Genomic DNA, 366 nt, shown 5'->3' on the forward strand with positions numbered 1-366 from the left:
TCTAATGCCACATTGCCCTGTTCAAGTTTAGCGCCTCCGCTCTTGATTACGGCACCAAATCCTCTCCACCATCGCCGCTTTACTTCCCATTCCCGCCGCTCTTTCCAGTCCCTCGGAACAAATGAACCTTTGCCTATTTTCGGCGGTAAAGGTGTGCCATCGTCCAGAAGCTTCGCCACGTAATGGAATTTGGGTAGTCCATCCATCATCTGCGTGTAAAAAATACGGTCTTCTTCCTTTTCCGTGTCCCGATAATTCTCCGGCAAAAAGTTAGGGAGTAATAATTGCTGTTTAAATGTGCTTTGACGCATTATGATTTGTTTTTTCCCAAATTCCCGACTAAATTCAACAGCATCTTGATAAGAT

1 protein-coding gene is annotated in these 366 nt (G+C 45.1%); it reads right to left on the reverse strand.

What is annotated here, in order from left to right; all coding sequences use genetic code 11:
• Positions 1 to 366: hypothetical protein (locus ACSNOG_RS33040; RefSeq protein ID WP_436756366.1), on the reverse strand; the 366-nt coding region annotated here is incomplete at both ends.

Source organism: Streptomyces sp. URMC 124, assembly GCF_051386455.1.
Taxonomy (GTDB): Bacteria; Actinomycetota; Actinomycetes; order Streptomycetales; family Streptomycetaceae; genus Streptomyces.